Raw genomic sequence first — 17,208 nt, forward strand, 5'->3', positions numbered from 1 at the left:
GGTGCCGCCTGCGGTGGTTCATGTCAGGCGAGGCTTTCGTCGATCGCCTTGCAGGCGTCGACAAGGCCCTTCACCGCGTTGACCGAATTGTCGAACATCGCCTGTTCGTCCTTGGTCAGCTTGATCTCGACGATGCGTTCGATGCCGCCTTTGCCGATCACGGTGGGCACGCCGACATACATCTTCTTCAGGCCGAATTCGCCGTCGCAATGGGCCGCGCAGGGCAGGACGCGCTTTTGGTCCTTGAGATAGGCCTCGGCCATCTCGATGGCGGAGGTGGCGGGCGCGTAGAAGGCGGAGCCGGTCTTCAAGAGGCCCACGATTTCCGCGCCGCCGTCGCGCGTGCGCTGGACGATGGCGTCCATCTTTTCCTTGGTGGTCCAGCCCATCTCGATCAGGTCGGGCAGGGGGATGCCCGCGACGGTCGAGTAGCGGACCGAGGGGACCATCGTGTCGCCATGCCCGCCCAGAACGAAGGCGGTCACATCCTTCATCGAGACATCGAATTCCTCGGCGAGGAAGTGGCGGAAGCGCGCGCTGTCCAGAACGCCCGCCATGCCGCAGACCATGTGGGGCGGCAGGCCGGAGAATTTCTGCAGCGCCCAGACCATCGCGTCGAGCGGGTTGGTGATGCAGATGACGAACGCGTTGGGCGCGTGGTCGCGGATGCCTTCGCCCACGGATTTCATGACCTTGAGGTTGATGCCCAGAAGATCGTCGCGGGACATGCCCGGCTTGCGCGGAACACCCGCGGTGACGATGCAGACATCGGCGCCCGCGATATCGGCGTAATCGTTGGTGCCCTTGAGCTTGGCGTCGAAGCGTTCGGACGGTCCCGATTCGGCGATGTCGAGCGCCTTGCCCTGCGGCGTGCCTTCGGCGATGTCGAACAGGATGATGTCACCCAGTTCCTTCAGCGCGGCGAGATGGGCGAGCGTGCCCCCGATCTGCCCGGCACCGATCAGCGCAATCTTGGGTCTGGCCATGAGATTGATCTCCAAGTCCCTCGTTGATATCGGCGATGGGCGTAGCCCTGCGCCGTGGCGCGCGCAAGCCCGCTGCGCTGCGGCGGCTGGTGCCAGACGTCGCAGGTGTGGCAGGCGGCAGCGTCCAAGCCGCTGATACCCTTGGGAAAGGAGAGCCCATGCTGGAAGGATGGGTGTTCGCGCTGGCGGCGTTCGGCGCGTTTCTGGCGGGCCTGTCCAAGGGCGGATTCGGCGGGTCGCTGGGGTTTGCGGGCGCTGCGATTCTCGCCATGGTGGTGGAGCCGGGGGTGGCGCTCGCGCTGATGCTGCCGGTGCTGATGGCCATCGACGTGGCCGCCGTGCGCGCGTTCTGGGGCAAGTGGCATGCGCCCTCGGCGGGGGCGATCCTGACCGGCGCGCTGCCCGGGTTGGGGCTGGGGGCTGTGCTCTTCTATGTCGTGTCGGCCGATGGCATCCGGGTGTTGATCGGCGTTCTGGCGGTGGGCTTCGTCGCCTTTCGCGTGGCGCTGGCCCGAGGCCTGATCGCGCCGCGCCCGCAGGGGTTTGACCGGCGCAAGGGCTGGATCGCGGGGCTGGGCGTGGGTTTCACCAGTTTCGTGGCCCATGCGGGCGGCCCGCCCTTTGCGGTGTTCATGCTGGGGCAGGGCGGCATCGGCAAGACGCAGTATCACGCGACATCGGTGATCGTGTTCTGGGTGGTGAATGCGCTCAAGGCCGCGATCTACAGCGTCATGGGCCTGTTCACCCTGTCGCTTCTGGGATGGAGCGCGGCACTGATCCCCTTTGCGCTGTTGGGGGCCTTTGCCGGGGTGCGGGCGCATCAGGTGATCCCCGAGCGCGCCTTTTTCGCGGTGGCCCATGTCGCGCTGGTGCTGACCGGGCTGAAGCTGTTGTGGGATGGGCTGACCTGAAACGGGTCTAGAGCATGTCGCGCAAAAGTGGGAACCGGTCTTGCGCTCCCCGGACATGCGAAATCAAAAGGTTAGAGAGTGGCGCGTGACTGCGAATGAACGCGACGCGCTCTAGGTCGGTTCGCCCGGTGGCTGGGGGGCCGTGGCCTGGTAATTCTGGCCCGAGGCCATGAGGCAGGTGGTGCCGTCGACCGAGGTGACCGTGATCGTCCAGCTGCCCGTGGCGTCGGAGGCGAAAAGCTCGACGATGCGGGTCGGACCGGCAAGGCCGGTCGCCCGCAACTCCTCGCCGAAGCGGGTGCGCAGCTGGCCCAGGATCTGGTCGCGCTGGCCGCAGATGAGCGTGACACGGCCCTGCGCCAAGGCTGGCGCGGGCGGGATGGCCAGCAGGATGGCGAGGAGCGGAAAGACGAAGCGGGGCATCTTGTGACCTTTCCCTGTGCAAGGCGCAGGGGGTGATCGCGGCCCCGCTGAGCCGGTCTCGGACATGGCGCGGCCGATCGGATCGGAGCCGCGCGACATTCACGATGCCGTGGCAGGGTTAACGGGTGATGAAGACGGCATTGGGTGGTTTTCTTGCGCGCGAGGGGCTGTCCGCGAAATTTTTTTGCTGCGATGCGGCGGGATCATCTTGCTTTCGCGGCAGAGTTGTGGTCCCCCATGCGGTCAAAGCCCCGTGCCAGCCCAAAGCCAAGGAGATGTGCCTTGACCCTTCGCGCCCGCCCCTACCGCTCCGTTCTCTATATTCCCGGATCGCGCGACCGTGCGCTGGAAAAGGCCAAGGAGCTGCCGGCCGATGCCATCATCTTTGACCTCGAGGATGCGGTGGCGGTCGAGGAAAAGGTCAATGCCCGCGCGCTGTTGGCCGAGCGGCTGGCCGAAGGCGGCTATGGCAACCGGGCGCTGATCGTGCGGATCAACGGGATGGACACGCCCTGGGGCGCGGAGGATCTGGCCGCGATGATGGAGATCGGGCCGGAGGCGATCTTGCTGCCCAAGGTCGGATCGGCGGCGGATGTGGCGGCGGTGGCCGCTATGCTCGATGCCCATCCCAGGACGGCGGGCACGCAGATCTGGGCGATGATGGAGAGCCCCGTGGGCATCCTGAACGCCGCCGAGATCGCGCGCGCGCCGCGCATGGCGGGCTTTGTCATGGGCACGAATGATCTGGCCAAGGATCTGGGCTGCCGGACGCGGGGCGCGATGCATATGGCGTTGCAGCATTGCCTGCTCGCGGCGCGGGCGGCGGGGATCGTGTGCGTCGATGGCGTCTACAACGCGTTCCGCGACGAAGAGGGCCTGGCGCGCGAATGCGCGGAGGGGCGCGATTTCGGGTTCGACGGCAAGACGTTGATCCATCCGGCGCAGATCGCCATCGCCAATGCCGCCTTTGCCCCGTCGGAGGCCGAGATTGAACTGGCGCGCCGCCAGATCGCCGCCTACGAAGAGGCCGTGGCGCGCGGTGAGGGCGTCGCGGTTGTCGACGGGCAGATCGTCGAGAACCTCCATGTGGACACGGCACGCGCCACGCTGGCAAAGGCGGGCGCCATCGCCGGACAGGAGGCTGCGTGATGGGCTATATTCTTCTTATTCTCGGGATCGCGCTGTTCGCGGGGGGGCATTGGGTCAAGCGGCTTGCCCCGGAAAAGCGGGCGGCATGGGGCGACAAGGGCAAGGGCATCTTGTCGGTCGCCATGCTGGCCGGTGTGGTGCTGATGGTGGTGGGCTATCGCGGTGCGGGCTTTGTCAATGTCTGGGTGCCGCCCGCCTTCATGACGCATATCGCCAACCTGCTGGTGCTGATCGGGTTCTGGTTCTTTGCGCTGTCCAACATCAACGGGACGATGGCGGCGCGGGTGCGCCACAAGCAGCTGACCGGCGTGAAATCCTGGGCGGTGGCGCATTTGCTGGTGAACGGCGATCTGGCCTCGATCATCCTGTTCGGGGGGATGCTGGCCTGGGCGGTGGTGTCGGTCATCCTGATCAACAAGGCCCAGCCGACGTGGGAGCGCCCGGTGCAGGTGAGCGTGGCCAAGGATGCCATGGCCTTTGGCGTCGGTGCGGTGCTCTATGGCATCGTCGCGGCGATCCACACCTGGCTTGGTTACTATCCTTTCCCGATGTGAGGCTGGAATGAAGATCTATCGCCTGCTGACCGAGGATGACACCTCGGCCTTTTGCCACAAGGTGTCCGAAGCGCTGTCGAAAGGGTGGGAGCTTTACGGCAGTCCGGCCATGTCCTTTGACGCGGCGCTTGGCGTGATGCGCTGCGCGCAAGCGGTCACCAAGGAGATCGAGGCCCCCTATAGCCCCGAGATGAAGCTGGGGCAGCAATAGGATGGCCGGGACCAAGACGAATGCGGGCCGGTTTTTCGAGGATTACCGGCTGGGCGAGGTGATCGAACATGCCGTGCCGCGCACGGTATCGGGTGGGGAGCGGGCGCTTTACCACGCGCTCTACCCGGCGCGGCATGCGCTTTATTCCTCGGATGAATTCGCGCGGTCCTGCGGGCTGACGGCCAGCCCGGTCGATGACATGATCACGTTTCACACGGTCTTTGGAAAATCGGTTCCCGATATCTCGCTGAATGCGGTGGCAAATCTTGGCTATGCGGAGGGGCGGTTCCATCGCCCTGTCTGGCCCGGCGACACGCTGAGGGCTTCGTCGCGGGTGATCGGGCTGAAGCAGAATTCCAACGGCAAGACCGGTGTGGTCCATGTCCGCACCGAAGGGCGCAACCAGCGCGGGGAAACGGTGCTGGATTACGTGCGCTGGGTCATGGTGCGCAAAGGCGACGAGGGTGCCCCCGCGCCCGAGACCGTGGTGCCGGAATTGGCCAAGGTCGTGGACCCCGCCACGCTGATCCTGCCCGAGGGGCTGGATTTCAGCCGCTATGACCTGACGCTGGCGGGCGAGCCGCATCGCCTGGGCGATTACGCGGTGGGCGAGGTGATCGACCATGTCGATGGCGTGACCATCGAGGAGGCCGAACACATGATGGCCACGCGGTTGTGGCAGAACACGTCGAAGACCCATTTCGACGTGACCCCGCGCGCCGACCGGCGGCGGCTGATCTATGGCGGTCATGTCATGTCGATGGCCCGCGCGCTGAGCTTCAACGGGCTGGCCAATGCGCAGATGATCGTCGCGATCAACGGCGGCAGCCATGCCAATCCCTGTTTCGCGGGCGACACGCTGCGCGCCTGGTCCGAGGTGCTGGACACGGCCCCGACGGCAGCGCCCGGTGTCGGGGCGATCCGGCTGCGGCTGGTCGCGGTCAAGGAAGACGGACGGGCGGGCGAGCTGAAGGATGCGGAGGGCAAATACCTGCCGCATGTGTTGCTCGACCTTGATTACTGGGCGCTGATGCCTGTGTGATCGCGAGGTGTGGATTTTGTGATCACGGATTTGAAAACTGTGATCACAAAGCCCCGATCTGCGGCGTTTGGACCCAAGATGACGCATGGAATCGACAATCGTTGCAGGTGACAGCGTGGCAAAACCCGCTATTCATCGGGAAAGACAACCGCCAGACCTTTGAGAACAACCGGAAGGGTCCAAGCCATGGCCGACGTGAACCGGGGAAACCGGCCGCTTTCCCCGCATCTGACGATCTACCGTCCGCAGCTGAATTCCATCACCTCGATCTTCGTGCGCATCACCGGCAACGGCTTGATCGTGGGCGCGATCGCCGTCGTGTGGTGGCTGATGGCCGCCGCAAGCGGTGCCGCCTATTTCGAGACGATCGACGGGCTGGTGACCTCGTTCCTCGGCGATATCGTGATGGCGCTGTCGGTTCTGGCGCTGTGGTATCACGCGCTGGGCGGCGTGCGGCACCTGATCTGGGATACGGGCCGGGCGCTGGACGTGGAAACCTCGGACAAGCTGGGCTGGGGCATGATCATCGGCTCGGTGGTTCTGACCGCGCTGACGCTGATCGCGATCTGAGGGGCTGAGACGATGGCATATGTAACTGACCGCAAGCGCGTGACGGGGCTGGGGTCTGCCAAGACCGGAACGGCGCAGCATTGGACGATGACCGTCACCTCGGTCGCGCTGTTGATCCTGACGCCCTTTTTTCTTGCCATCATCGGCGGGCTTTTGGGCCAGCCGCACGAGGCCGTGGTGGCGAGCCTGTCGCGGCCCATCCCCGCGCTGATCGTGGGCGCCTTCCTGGTCGTGGGTCTGCATCACATGCGTCTGGGCATGCAGGTGCTGATCGAGGATTACACCCGCGGCCTGAGCCGCAAGATCGGTCTGATCGCGACGACCATCCTGTGTTACGCGCTGGCCGCGGGCGGGGTCGTGGCGCTGGCACAGATTGCACTTTGAGGACGAGATGAAAGACACCGTTTCCCCGAGCTACGATCTGAACACCCACAGCTACGACGTGGTCGTGGTGGGCGCAGGCGGCGCGGGCCTTCGGGCCACGCTGGGCATGGCCGAACAGGGGCTCAAGACTGCCTGCATTTCCAAGGTTTTCCCGACGCGCAGCCACACCGTTGCCGCGCAGGGCGGCATCGCGGCCAGCCTTGGCAACATGGGGCCCGACCATTGGCACTGGCACATGTACGACACCGTGAAAGGGTCGGACTGGCTGGGCGATACCGATGCGATGGAATACCTGGCCCGTGAAGCGCCCAAGGCGGTCTACGAGCTGGAACATTACGGCGTGCCGTTCTCGCGCACAGAGGATGGCAAGATCTACCAGCGCCCCTTTGGCGGCCACACGACCCAGTTCGGGGAAGGCCCGCCGGTGCAGCGCACCTGTGCCGCAGCCGACCGTACGGGCCACGCGATCCTGCACACGCTTTACGGTCAGTCGCTCAAGAACAACGCGGAATTCTACATCGAGTATTTCGCGACCGATCTGTTGATGAACGACGAAGGGCATTGCGTCGGCGTCGTGGCCTGGAAGCTGGACGACGGCACGATGCATGTCTTCCGCGCCAAGATGGTGGTGCTGGCCACCGGCGGCTATGGCCGCGCCTATTTCTCGGCCACCTCGGCCCATACCTGCACCGGGGACGGTGGTGGCATGGTCGCGCGGCAGGGGCTGCCGTTGCAGGACATGGAATTCGTGCAGTTCCACCCCACCGGCATCTACGGTGCGGGCTGTCTGATCACCGAGGGCGCGCGCGGCGAAGGCGGCTACCTGACCAATTCCGAGGGCGAGCGGTTCATGGAACGCTACGCGCCCACCTACAAGGATCTGGCGTCGCGCGACGTGGTTTCGCGCTGCATGACGATGGAGATCCGCGAAGGGCGCGGCGTGGGCAAGGAAGGGGATCACATCCACCTGCACCTGAACCACCTGCCGCCCGAAACGCTGGCGCTGCGCCTGCCCGGCATTTCGGAATCGGCGCGCATTTTCGCGGGCGTCGACGTGACCAAGGAGCCGATCCCGGTTCTGCCCACGGTCCATTACAACATGGGCGGCATCCCCACGAATTACTGGGGCGAGGTGCTGAACCCGACCAAGGACAATCCCGATGCCATCGTGCCGGGGCTGATGGCCGTGGGCGAGGCGGGCTGTGCGAGCGTGCATGGCGCGAACCGTCTGGGCTCCAACAGCCTGATCGACCTGGTCGTCTTTGGCCGCGCCGCCGCGATCAAGGCGGGGCAGATCGTCGATCCCGACAGTGCCGTGCCCGATGTGCCCAAGGCCTCGCTCGATTTCGCGATCTCGCGGTTCGACGATATCCGGCATGCGTCGGGCAATGTCTCGACCGCCGAATTGCGGCTTGAGATGCAGAAGACGATGCAGGCCGATGCTGCCGTGTTCCGCACCGACAAGACGCTGGCCGAAGGCGTGGAAAAGATGAAGGGCGTGGCGTCCAAGATGGACGACATCAAGGTGACGGACCGGTCGATGATCTGGAACTCGGACCTGATGGAAACGCTGGAGCTGACGAACCTGATGCCCAATGCGATGGCCACCATCGTGTCGGCCGAGGCGCGCAAGGAAAGCCGCGGGGCGCATGCCCACGAGGATTATCCCGACCGCGACGACGTGGAATGGCGCAAGCATTCGTTGGCCACCGTCGACGGCGCGCAGGTGGATCTGTCCTATCGCCCGGTCCATCTGAACCCGCTGATGGGTCACAACGAGGGCGGTATCGACCTCGAGCGCATCAAGCCCAAGGCGAGGGTCTATTGATCCGCATGCTGGCCGTATCCGTTCTGCTGTCCTTGGTGCTGACCGCCTGCAACAGGCCGGTCAGCGCCGAGCGCGCCTATGCGCAATGCAGCGAACAGGCGCGGCTGGCAGAGCGCCCGAGGGGATCGGTCGGGATCGGTGGTGGAACGGGCGGGGCATCGGCCGCGTTCGATCTGACCGTGACCAGCGATTTCCTGCGCGGGCGTGACCCTTACGTCGTCTATGACACCTGTTTTCGCAGACTCACCGGCGCGGGCCCGACGCGGCCCCTGATCCTGTGACGATCTTCTGACCCGGAGGACATGATCCATGGTCGAACTGACGCTTCCCAAGAATTCCCGCATCCGCACGGGCAAGACATGGCCCAAGCCCGAGGGCGCGACCAACCTGCGCAAGTTCCAGATCTATCGCTGGAACCCCGATGACGGGGAAAACCCGCGCGTCGATACCTATTGGGTCGACATGGACAGCTGCGGCCCGATGGTTCTGGACGCGCTGATCAAGATCAAGAACGAGATCGACCCCACGCTGACCTTCCGCCGGTCCTGCCGCGAGGGGATCTGCGGGTCCTGCGCGATGAACATCGACGGGATCAACACGCTGGCCTGCATCTACGGCATGGACGAGATCAAGGGCGACGTGAAGATCTACCCGCTGCCGCATATGCCGGTGATCAAGGACCTGATCCCGGACCTGACGCATTTCTATGCGCAGCATGCCTCGATCATGCCCTGGCTCGAGACGAAGACGCAGCGCCCCGAAAAGGAATGGCGCCAGTCGATCGAGGATCGGAAAAAGCTCGACGGGCTTTATGAATGCGTGATGTGCGCCTCCTGTTCGACGTCCTGCCCCAGCTATTGGTGGAACGGGGACCGCTACCTTGGGCCGGCGGCGCTGCTGCATGCCTATCGCTGGATCATCGACAGCCGTGACGAGGCGACGGGCGAGCGGTTGGATGATCTGGAAGATCCCTTCAAGCTCTACCGCTGCCATACGATCATGAATTGCGCCAAGACCTGCCCCAAGGGTCTGAACCCGGCCAAGGCGATTGCCGAGATCAAGAAGATGATGGTGGAACGCCAGCTCTGAGGCGTGCCGCCGAATTTTCGTACGAAAATTCGGCTCTGCGATTATTCGTACGAATAATCGCGTGACCCCGCCCCGAAAGGGCGGGGTTTTGCATGTGCGCTCCGGGCAAGGCGGCGTTGCACAATCATGGGATGTGGCGGCCGTCGACTGTGACTAGCTTTCCCCGCAAGGGAGGCAGTGACCGTCAAGGAGACATCCCGATGGCTGAGCAGCCGAAAACCCCCGCCTTCGACCCCGACTAGGCCCTGCGCCTGTTGGAGGAGGCATGGGCCTATTTCACCCCCGGGCCGAAGCCCGCGCCGCAAGACCATGCCTACGAGGATCTGCCGATCGCGGCCTGATGCGCAGGGTGGATGGTGCCAAACCCCTCCCCCTCCGCTCGGGGAGGGGGTCACTCTGGCGGCATGGCGGGGTTGCAAAAAGAAAATGCCGCGATGCAGCAAAATCCTTAAGATGAGTGGGTATGATTTTTTACACGTAAAAGGAGATTAACGATGTCCAAATCATGCCCCAAGACCCATTTCGACGCCGATGCAGCCCTGCGCCTGTTGGAGGAAAGCTGGGCCTATTTCGGCAAGACCACCAAGCCACAGAAAACATCCAAGAGCGCTGGCGCGCGCTGACCGCTCAGCTGCGCAGCATCCCCACGATATCATAGGTCCGGGCCAGGATCGGGGCCGCGATTTCGCGCGCGCGTTCGGCCCCGCGGCCAAGGATGCGGTCGATCTCGGCGGGGTCGTCCATCAGGCGCGACATCTCTGTCGTGATGGGCGAGAGCTTTTCGACCGCCAGATCTGCCAAGGCCATCTTGAAATGGCCGAACAGCGCGCCCTGATGCTGGTCGAGCACGGCCTGCGGCGTGATATCGGCAAGGGCTGCATAGATGTTCACGAGATTGCGCGCCTCGGGGCGGCTTTCGAGGCCCGCCAAAGCCTCGGGCAGGGGATCGGGGTCGGTCTTGGCCTTGCGGATCTTTTTCGCGATCTCGTCGGCGCTGTCTGTCAGGTTGATGCGCGTCTTGTCCGAGGGGTCGGACTTGGACATCTTTTTCGTCCCGTCCTGCAGGTTCATGACGCGGGTGGCCGCCCCTTCGATCACGGGTTCGGTGATGGGGAAGAATTCCTGCCCGTAATCGTGGTTGAACTTGGCCGCGATGTCGCGGGTCAGTTCCAGGTGCTGTTTCTGATCCTCGCCCACGGGCACATGGGTCGCGTGATAAAGGAGGATATCGGCGGCCATCAGGGCGGGATAGGCGAAGAGCCCCAGCGAGGCGGCTTCGGCATTCTTGCCCGCCTTGTCCTTCCACTGGGTCATGCGGCCCATCCAGCCCATGCGCGCGACGCAGTTGAAGATCCAGGCCAGTTGCGCGTGTTCGGGAACCTGCGACTGGTTGAAGAGGATGGATTTTTCCGGGTCGATGCCGACCGCGATGAAGCCTGCGCACAATTCACGCGTGTTGCGGCGGAGCGTGTCGGGGTCTTGCAGGGTCGCGGTGATCGCGTGCAGGTCCACCATGCAATAGATCGTCTGGTGGGTGCCTGCATCCTGCATGGTGACGAAGCGTTTCATCGCGCCAAGGTAATTGCCCAGCGTCAGACCGCCCGAGGGCTGGATGCCCGAGAATACGCGCGGTGCGAAATGCGGTGCCGTCATGATCCTGCCCCTTGGCCTTTTGCGCCATGGCCGCCTCTGGCCAAGTGCCGCCGCATCGCTTACCCACGGGGGCAGATGGCGTCAACCAAGGGCAGGCCCCGCGATGGATCGGCACAATGTTTCCCCCTTCAACGCGCTGCCCCCGGTGGTGGTGGCGCTGGCCGTGGTGATCTTTGGCCTCGAGGTCATGTTCCAGGCCGCGACGGCGGGGTTTCTGGGCGGTCAGGGCGGGATCGGTTGGCGGCTGAACGCGATCCGCGATTACGCCGTCTTTGACGAGATCGCGCGGGCGATGTGGGTCAACAACATCTGGCCCGCGAGCGAGCTTTTGCGGCTTGTGACCTATCCGCTGATCCATACGGGCTTTGCCCATGCGGCTTTCGTCGTCGTCTTCATCCTGGCCATCGGCAAGATGGTGGCGGAGGTGTTTTCGCCCTTGGCCTTTGTCGCGCTGTTCCTTGGGTCGGCCATCATGGGGGCGATCGGCTTTGTCGTGCTGATGAACAGCCCCTATCCGCTGGTGGGGGGATATCCCGGTGTCTACGGGTTGATCGGGGCCTTCACCTTCATCCTGTGGACGCGGGAACACCTGCGCGGGGGGCCGGGTTATCGCGCCTTTGGCCTGATCGGGATGCTTTTGGCGATCCAGCTTCTGTTCGGGCTGATCGGGGGGGAATTCGGCAATGTGGTGGCCGATCTGTCGGGTTTCGTCGCAGGCTTCCTGATGTCCTTTGTGCTCAGCCCCGGTGGCTGGCAGCGCGTGCTGTCGAAGCTGCGCAGCCGTTAACGCCGACGGAGCGCATCGCGGAATTCCGCAATCCGGAAGGCGCCGAGCGCCTGACCGGCAAGCCCGTAGACGGCCAGCCCGCCCAGAACCAGCGCGGCCAGCGCGAGGTAACGCAGACCCGGCGCGGCGAGGGCAGGGGCCAGAAGCGTCGCGCCGATGACAAGGGCCAGCCCCATCACCATCGCGGCCAGCACGATCCGGCCAAGCCGCTGGCGGTAGCGGTCGTCGAACATCGCCACCTCGCCCATGCTGCGCCGCCCCCGCGCCAGCAGCCAGACCATCGTCCAGGCCGCAACCGAGGTCGCAAGGGCCGCACCGACAAAGCCGATGACAAAGGCAAGGCCGATGGCCACGACGCCATTCACCACCATCGCCACAAGTGCGAAGCGGAACGGCGTTTTCGTATCCTCGCGCGCGAAATAGAGCGGTTGCAGCACCTTTTGCAGGACAAAGGCGGGCAGGCCGATCCCGTAGGCGGCGAGCGCCAGCGCCGTTTGGGCGGTATCGCTGGCCTCGAATGCGCCGCGTTCGAACAGGACCGACACAAGCGGCACGGGGATCACGCAGAGCGCTACGGCGGCAGGCACGGTCAGGGCCAGACAGATCTCGCCCGCGCGGCTGAGTGCATAGCGCCCGCCCGCCCCATCCCCAGCCCGCAGGCGGCGCGACAGGTCGGGCAGAAGCACGACGCCGATGGCCACACCCACCACGCCCAGGGGAAGCTGGTAAAGCCTGTCGGCAAGGCTCATCCAGACGATGGCCCCTTCGAAGAAGCTGGCGACCTGGCGACCGACCAGAAGGTTGATCTGCACCACGCCGCCCGCCAGCATCGCGGGCAGCATGATGATCGCCAGTTGCCGCATCTCGGGCGTCAGGCGGGGCAGGCGCGGGATCAGGCGAAAGCCTGCGCGCGATGCGGCGGTCCAGACCAGGGCCACCTGCGCCAGACCCGCAAGCAAGATCCCCCAGCTGAGCAGCGTACCATGGCGCAGGCCCGTCAGGTCATCGCCCGGCCCTGCGCTGTCGATGGTGAAAGCCGCGCCTGCGGCAAGATCGGTTTCCGCGATCAAGAGCATCGCGATCAGCACGACATTGAGCAAGATCGGCGCGGCGGCGGCGGCAGCAAAGCGCCCCGTCGCGTTCAAGAGCCCCGACAGGAGCGCGGCCAGCGAGATGAAGAGGATATAGCCAAAGGCCACGCGCCCGAAATCGACGGCCAGTTCGAAACGCACATCGCCCGCAAAGCCCCCCGCCATGGCCAGAACCAGCCATGGCATGGCCAGTTGCGCCACCAGCGTCAGGACGATCAGGACTGTGGCAAGCGCCGCAAAGGCATCGCGCGCAAAGCCGAGCGCGTTTTCGCCCGCCTCCAGTTTCTTCGAGAACATCGGCACGAAGGCGGTGTTGAACGCGCCCTCGGCAAAGAAGCGGCGAAAGAGGTTGGGCAAGGAAAAGGCGATGAAGAACGCCTCGGCCACAGGTCCCGTGCCCATGAAGGCCGCGATCAGGATGTCACGCACGAAGCCCAGAAGCCGGCTGCCCAGCGTCCACATGCCGACCGTGATGAACCCCGAGATCAGCCGGATCGGTCGGGCGATGGCGGCCATGTCAGGCCCCCGCGCGTTCTGCGACCCGCGCGATGGCGTCGCGCAGCTTGCGCTCCAACGCCTCTTGCCGGGATTTCGCATGGAGTTTCAGGCCGAACATATCCTTGACGTAGAAGGTATCGACCACCTGCGCCCCATAGGTCGCGATCACGGCGGACGAGATGTAGATGTTGGAGGCCGCCAGCGTCTTGGTCAGGTCATAGAGCAGGCCGGGACGGTCGCGGGTATCCACCTCGATGATCGTGTAGATTTCCGAGCCTTCGTTGTCGAAGGTGATGTTGGTCGGCACCTTGAAGGGACGTTCGCGTTTCTTGATCTTTTCGCGGCTTTCCAGCGCGCGGGAGGCCACGACCTCGCCCTTCAACGTCTTGTCGATCATGTCGCGCAGGCGCGGCAGGCGGCGGGATTCGTAGGGGTTGCCCTCGGCATCCTGCACCCAGAAGACGGCGGTGGCATAGCCATCCTTGGAGGTATAGGTGCGCGCGTCGACCACGTTGGCCCCGACAAGCGACAGGGCGCCTGCAAGCCGCGAGAAGATGCCGGGATGGTCGTTGAGCGCGAAACAGACGCGGGTCGCATCGCGGTCGGGGTCTTCGCGGGTGTCGATGCGGATCTCGTCCGCCCCGATGCCGCGCAGCATCTCGGCAAAGGTGACTTGCGTGGCAAGGTCGAGCCCTTGCCAATAGGGGCCGTAATGGCGGTCCATCTCGGCCTTGAGATCGGGTTTGGCCCAATCGGCCAGCGCATCGCGCAGCGCGCGCTTGGCCTCGCCCTCGAGGTTCTCGCGGTTGAGATCTTCGAGGCCGGTGTCGAGCGCCGTGGCCGTCGCCCGGAAAAGGCCGCGCAAAAGCGTCGCTTTCCAGTTGTTCCAGGTGTTGGGCCCGACGCCCCGGATGTCGCAGACCGTGAGCACGGTCAGCAATTCGAGCCTTTCGCGGGTTTTCACCGCCTTGGCGAAATCGCGCACCGTGCGGGGATCGGCGATGTCGCGTTTCTGCGCCATGTCCGACATCAGCAGGTGATAGCGCACCAGCCATTCGACCGTGTCGCATTCGGCCTGTTTCAGGCCCAGCCGGGGGCAGAGGCTGCGCGCGATGCGGGCACCCACGACGGAATGATCCTCTTTCCGTCCCTTGCCGATGTCATGGAGCAGGCAGGCGACGTAGAGAACCTTTCGGTTCACCCCGCGCTTGAGGATGTTCGAGGCGACCGGCAATTCCTCGACCAGTTCGCCGCGTTCGATCTGCGCCAGCGTCGAGATGACCTGGATCGTATGCTCGTCCACCGTGTAGCTGTGATACATGTTGAATTGCATCATCGCGACGATGGGCGCGAATTCGGGCAGAAAGGCCGAAAGCACGCCCAATTCGTTCATCCGCCGGAGCGCGCGTTCGGGATTTCCCTGTTTCAGCATCAGGTCGAGAAAGATCGCGCAGGCCTCGGGGTCGCGGCGCATCTCGTCATCGATCAGGCGCAGGTTGGCGGACAGCGCGCGCATCGTGTCGGGGTGTATCAGGTAGCCTGTGCGCAACGCCTCTTCGAAGAGGCGCAGGATGTTGAGCTTGTCGGTGAAAAACGCCTGTTCGTCGGCGATGGCGAGCCGGTTCTGTTTCAGCACGTAACCCGGTTTGAGCTTCTTGCGCCGGGTGCGCCCGCGCAGGAAGCCGAAGATGCTGGGTTCTTGCTTGACGTGGCGCGCTTCCAGTTCGGTCAGGAAGATGCGGGTCAATTCGCCGACGCGGGTGGCGTGGCGGAAATAATCCTGCATGAAATGCTCGACCGCGCGCCGCCCGGAATGGTCGCGGTAGCCCAGCCGTTCGGCGACCGCGACCTGGTTGTCGAAGGTCAGCTGGTCCTGGGCCCGATCCGCGATCAGGTGCAGGTGACAGCGCGTGGCCCAGAGGAACCGTTCGGCCGCGTCGAAGGCGGCGAATTCCTCGGCGGTGAAGACGCCGAGGTCCACCAATTCGCCCGCGCGGTTCACGCCATGTTCGTATTTGGCGATCCAGTAGAGTGTCTGAAGGTCGCGCAGGCCCCCCTTGCCTTCCTTGACATTGGGTTCGAGCACGTAGCGCTGGCCGCCCTGCTTGCGGTGGCGGGTGGCGCGTTCCTCGAGCTTGGCCTCGATGAATTCGCCGACGGTGCCGTGGAAGAGCTGCTCGCGCAGCGCGCGGCGCAGCTCGTCGGCGATGGCCTCCTCGCCGCTGAGAAAGCGCATCTCCAGCAGGCTGGTGCGGATCGTGATGTCCTGTTTGCCCAGCCGCAGGCAGTCGCGGATCGTGCGGCTGGAATGGCCCACCTTCATGTGCAGGTCCCACAGCATGTAGAGGGCGGATTCGATCACGCTCTCGGCATGGGCGGAGATCTTGCCCGATGTGACGAACAGAAGGTCGACATCGGAATAGGGTGCCATTTCGCCCCGGCCATAGCCGCCGATGGCCATGATTGCCATGCGTTCGGCCTGTGTGGGCAGGGCGTTGGGGTGCAGATGGGTTTGCGCGACGTGCAGGACGCCGCGCACGAGGCCATCGGTCAGGTAGGTATAGGCGCGGGTGATGCGCCGCGCGGTCAGCGGGTTCGCGGCGATCCCCTCCTCGATGGCGCGGCGGCCCGTGGCCTGGGCCTCTTGCAGGATGCGGGTCGCCGCCGCGCGGATGGAAGCGGCCTCGGACAGGCCCGCCACGGCCTGATCCAGCCGCGCGCACAGCGCTGCTTCGTCGAGAATGACCTCGGCCGGTGCGATCAGCGCGCCGGGGGCGGAGGGTGTGGGCGGAAGGCTCGGGTTCCGGTCAGAAACCGAAACCGGCAAGGCGTCTTGGGGCGGGGTCAATCATGGCCACCTGGTTCTGGGTCACTTGGGCGATGGCCATCGCACGCTGGTTCGTGCCATCGGTGAGCAGTCGGAATACCCCGTTCGCGCCTTCGAAACCAGCGCTGGCCGTCAGGTCGGCCGCACCGAGCCGTCCGGAGGCCATCGCAGTCTCGCCCACGGCGCGGATCGCGTCATAGCCAAGGGCCGCAAGGATATGGGGCGGGGTTGCATATGTGGCCTCGTAGCGACCGTTGAAATCGGCGGCGGCCTGCGGATCGGGAACCGTGAACCAACCGCCCTGAAGTCCGGACAGTTCCAGCGTCTGGGGCGGCGTGTCCCAGCGGGTCAGACCCATCATCTGCACCGCTTCGAGGTCGAGCCCGTTTTCCGGCAGAAGCTGGGCGAAGAAAGGCAGCGCGCCGGCGCTGTCCGAGGTCAGCATCAGCGCATTGGCCTGGTTGTCCCGCACCGCGGACATGATCTGCGGCACCGCGCCGATCACCCCGTTTTGCGAGAATTCGTAAGGCACGGTCTGCACGACGGTCGCCCCCGCCGCTTGCGCCGAGCGCAGGACGGCATCGCGCGCCACCTCGCCCGCGAGGTTCTGGGCATGGGCCACGACGATGCGGTCGCGCCCCTGCGATGCGGCATAGCTCACGATGCGCGCCGCCGAATTCTGGAAGGTATGGCCCAGCACGAAGACATTGCCGCCCGCGATCTCGGTGTTGTTCGAGAAACTGAGGATGTTGACGTTGGAATTGGCCACGGCGACGCCTGCGGCGGCCGCGCTGTCCGAACGCAGCGGGCCCACGATGATGTCGGCCCCGGCCTGAACGGCCTCGCGCGCGGCATTGGCGGCCTGGGCGGGCAGGCCTGCCGTGTCGTAGACGGTGATCTCGATCGTGACGCCCGGCAAATCGGCCGCAGCGAGACGGGCCGCGTTTTCAAGGCTTTGCGCAATGGTCGCATCGCCGCCCTGGGCGGAGGTGACCGGCAGCAGCATCGCCACCTGCACCGTCTGCCCCCCGACCGAAGGCCCGGAGCCAAGCCGGGGGCCCGCGACCTGGCACGCCCCCAGCGCCGTGGCGAGGCCAAGGCTCGCAAGGATCTTCAGGGGCTTGCGGATGGTGCGCAAAGCGGAAAACATGAGCTCGATACCTCCGTGGGGCGCTGCCGACCGTTTCCGACTAGGCTAGAGCGTC

18 protein-coding genes are annotated in these 17,208 nt (G+C 65.0%); 12 read left to right on the forward strand and 6 right to left on the reverse strand.

The annotated features are described in order from the left end of the window. Window positions 1-23: 23 nt before the first annotated feature. A complete protein-coding gene (mdh, locus tag AABA51_RS02650) occupies window positions 24-986 on the reverse strand; it encodes a malate dehydrogenase (RefSeq protein WP_338274147.1) in 963 nt (320 codons plus the stop codon). Between the two features lie 158 nt (window positions 987-1,144). On the opposite strand from mdh, the gene AABA51_RS02655 reads away from it, so the two are divergent. Beyond that, window positions 1,145-1,897, forward strand: coding sequence for a sulfite exporter TauE/SafE family protein (locus AABA51_RS02655; RefSeq protein WP_338274149.1), 753 nt, complete (start codon window positions 1,145-1,147; stop codon window positions 1,895-1,897). 111 nt (window positions 1,898-2,008) lie between these two features. Here AABA51_RS02655 and AABA51_RS02660 read toward each other — a convergent pair whose 3' ends face one another. After that, window positions 2,009-2,320 carry a hypothetical protein gene (locus AABA51_RS02660; protein ID WP_338274151.1) on the reverse strand — a complete coding sequence of 104 codons (312 nt, stop codon included), beginning with the start codon at window positions 2,318-2,320 and terminating at the stop codon, window positions 2,009-2,011. 282 nt (window positions 2,321-2,602) lie between these two features. On the opposite strand from AABA51_RS02660, the gene AABA51_RS02665 reads away from it, so the two are divergent. From AABA51_RS02665 to AABA51_RS02710, 10 genes are all read left to right on the forward strand, one after another. Next, window positions 2,603-3,469, forward strand: a complete 867-nt coding sequence (locus AABA51_RS02665; protein ID WP_338274153.1) for an HpcH/HpaI aldolase/citrate lyase family protein — start codon at window positions 2,603-2,605, stop codon at window positions 3,467-3,469. Next, complete coding sequence (locus tag AABA51_RS02670) at window positions 3,469-4,023, forward strand: NnrU family protein (RefSeq protein ID WP_338274155.1); 555 nt, start codon at window positions 3,469-3,471, stop codon at window positions 4,021-4,023. Before AABA51_RS02665 ends, AABA51_RS02670 begins: the two co-directional genes overlap by 1 nt. A gap of 7 nt (window positions 4,024-4,030) precedes the next feature. Next, a complete protein-coding gene (locus AABA51_RS02675) occupies window positions 4,031-4,234 on the forward strand; it encodes a DUF1737 domain-containing protein (protein WP_338274157.1) in 204 nt (67 codons plus the stop codon). 1 nt (window position 4,235) lies between these two features. Then, a complete protein-coding gene (locus AABA51_RS02680) occupies window positions 4,236-5,276 on the forward strand; it encodes a MaoC family dehydratase (RefSeq protein WP_338274159.1) in 1,041 nt (346 codons plus the stop codon). Window positions 5,277-5,462: 186 nt separating this feature from the next. Beyond that, window positions 5,463-5,846 (forward strand): succinate dehydrogenase, cytochrome b556 subunit, encoded by a 384-nt coding sequence (sdhC, locus tag AABA51_RS02685; RefSeq protein ID WP_338274161.1) that lies wholly within the window; start codon window positions 5,463-5,465, stop codon window positions 5,844-5,846. Between the two features lie 12 nt (window positions 5,847-5,858). Next, on the forward strand, window positions 5,859-6,230 hold the full coding sequence (gene sdhD, locus AABA51_RS02690) for a succinate dehydrogenase, hydrophobic membrane anchor protein (protein WP_338274163.1): 372 nt from the start codon (window positions 5,859-5,861) through the stop codon (window positions 6,228-6,230). A 7-nt stretch (window positions 6,231-6,237) separates the two neighbouring features. Beyond that, window positions 6,238-8,058 carry a succinate dehydrogenase flavoprotein subunit gene (sdhA, locus tag AABA51_RS02695; RefSeq protein WP_338274165.1) on the forward strand — a complete coding sequence of 607 codons (1,821 nt, stop codon included), beginning with the start codon at window positions 6,238-6,240 and terminating at the stop codon, window positions 8,056-8,058. 5 nt (window positions 8,059-8,063) lie between these two features. Beyond that, entirely contained in the window at window positions 8,064-8,339 is a 276-nt protein-coding gene (locus AABA51_RS02700) for a hypothetical protein (protein ID WP_338274167.1), read from the forward strand. A 28-nt stretch (window positions 8,340-8,367) separates the two neighbouring features. Beyond that, on the forward strand, window positions 8,368-9,147 hold the full coding sequence (locus AABA51_RS02705) for a succinate dehydrogenase iron-sulfur subunit (protein ID WP_277824331.1): 780 nt from the start codon (window positions 8,368-8,370) through the stop codon (window positions 9,145-9,147). 494 nt (window positions 9,148-9,641) lie between these two features. Continuing rightward, window positions 9,642-9,770 (forward strand): hypothetical protein, encoded by a 129-nt coding sequence (locus tag AABA51_RS02710; protein ID WP_338274172.1) that lies wholly within the window; start codon window positions 9,642-9,644, stop codon window positions 9,768-9,770. Between the two features lie 4 nt (window positions 9,771-9,774). On the opposite strand, the gene trpS is transcribed toward AABA51_RS02710, so the two are convergent. Further along, a complete protein-coding gene (trpS, locus tag AABA51_RS02715; RefSeq protein ID WP_338274174.1) occupies window positions 9,775-10,800 on the reverse strand; it encodes a tryptophan--tRNA ligase in 1,026 nt (341 codons plus the stop codon). A gap of 103 nt (window positions 10,801-10,903) precedes the next feature. On the opposite strand from trpS, the gene AABA51_RS02720 reads away from it, so the two are divergent. Continuing rightward, a complete protein-coding gene (locus AABA51_RS02720) occupies window positions 10,904-11,587 on the forward strand; it encodes a rhomboid family intramembrane serine protease (protein ID WP_338274176.1) in 684 nt (227 codons plus the stop codon). On the opposite strand, the gene murJ is transcribed toward AABA51_RS02720, so the two are convergent. From murJ to AABA51_RS02735, 3 genes are read right to left on the reverse strand one after another with little or no spacing between them, the layout of a single operon-like run. Further along, window positions 11,584-13,194 carry a murein biosynthesis integral membrane protein MurJ gene (gene murJ / locus AABA51_RS02725; RefSeq protein ID WP_338274178.1) on the reverse strand — a complete coding sequence of 537 codons (1,611 nt, stop codon included), beginning with the start codon at window positions 13,192-13,194 and terminating at the stop codon, window positions 11,584-11,586. The two genes, AABA51_RS02720 and murJ, sit on opposite strands and share 4 nt — an antisense overlap. Before the next feature lies 1 nt (window position 13,195). Beyond that, entirely contained in the window at window positions 13,196-16,024 is a 2,829-nt protein-coding gene (locus tag AABA51_RS02730; protein WP_416915228.1) for a [protein-PII] uridylyltransferase, read from the reverse strand. After that, window positions 15,984-17,153 carry a penicillin-binding protein activator gene (locus AABA51_RS02735; protein ID WP_338274180.1) on the reverse strand — a complete coding sequence of 390 codons (1,170 nt, stop codon included), beginning with the start codon at window positions 17,151-17,153 and terminating at the stop codon, window positions 15,984-15,986. The genes AABA51_RS02730 and AABA51_RS02735 overlap by 41 nt, the downstream gene beginning before the upstream one ends. Window positions 17,154-17,208 lie beyond the last annotated feature (55 nt).

It is taken from the genome of Roseicyclus marinus (genome assembly GCF_036322625.1).
Classification (GTDB): domain Bacteria; phylum Pseudomonadota; class Alphaproteobacteria; order Rhodobacterales; family Rhodobacteraceae; genus Roseicyclus; species Roseicyclus marinus_A.